1 protein-coding gene is annotated in these 1053 nt (G+C 79.2%); it reads right to left on the reverse strand.

From position 1 onward, the window contains the following. The coding region (locus tag ACLIYP_RS30550; RefSeq protein WP_412716314.1) for an aminotransferase-like domain-containing protein at positions 1-1053 on the reverse strand (1053 nt) is incomplete at both ends.

Raw genomic sequence — 1053 nt, forward strand, 5'->3', positions numbered from 1 at the left:
GGGCCGGACCACTCGCGCCCGGAGCCCGGGGCCGGGCGCCCGGCCCCGGGCTCCGGGGCGGCCGGGTGGCGGAAGCGCGCCAGCCCCTCCACGGCCACCCCCGCACGTCCCGCCTCCTCCAGCACCGGCCCCTCGGCGCCCGGCGGCAGTTCCAGCACGGCGTGCAGTCCGGCCGCGATGCCCGTGACGCGTACCGCGGGGGCGTGCTCGGCGAGCGCGGCCACCAGCTGGTCGCGGCGGCGCCGGTAGCGCAGCCGCATGGCGCGCACGTGCCGGTCGTACGCCCCCGAGTCCACGAAGTCGGCGAGGGTGAGCTGGTCGAGGGCGCCGCAGGTCTCGGCCGTCTCGCGGCGGACGGCCAGGACGGGGCCGAGCAGCGCCTCGGGCACCACCATCCAGCCCAGCCGCAGCCCCGGCGCCAGGCTCTTGCTGGCGGTGCCGAGGTAGACCACCCGCTCCGGGTCGAGGTCCTGGAGCGCGCCGACGGGCTGGCGGTCGTAGCGGAACTCGCCGTCGTAGTCGTCCTCCAGGACCAGTCCGCCGGTGGCCCGCGCCCAGTCGACGGCCGCCGTGCGCCGGTCGGGGTGGAGGGGCGCGCCGGTGGGGTACTGGTGGGCGGGGGTGAGGAGGACGGCACGCGCCCCCGAGGTGTACAGGGCGGACACGTCGGCGCCGCGGTCGTCCACCGGCAGCGGTACGGTGCGCGCCCCGGCGCGGGTCAGCAGGTCGCGGTGGATCCACAGGCCGTACGACTCCACCGCCACCGCGGTGCCCAGCACCTCACCCAGCAGCGCCAGCCCGCGCACGAACCCGGCGCAGACCACGATCCGTTCGGGGTCGGCGCGCACGCCCCGCGCGCGGGAGAGGTATCCGGCCAGCGCGCGGCGCAGTTCGGGCCGGCCGCGCGGGTCGTCGTAGCCGAGGGCGGCGCTGGGCGCGGCGGTCAGGGCGCGGCGTGCGGAGGTGAGCCAGGCGGCGCGGGGGAAGGCGGAGACGTCCGGCCGCCCGGAGCGCAGGTCGTGGAGGATCCGCGGGGGCGTACGGGCGGGCGCG

Origin of the sequence: Streptomyces nanhaiensis (assembly GCF_046614825.1) — a bacterium.
Lineage (GTDB): Bacteria > Actinomycetota > Actinomycetes > Streptomycetales > Streptomycetaceae > Streptomyces > Streptomyces radiopugnans.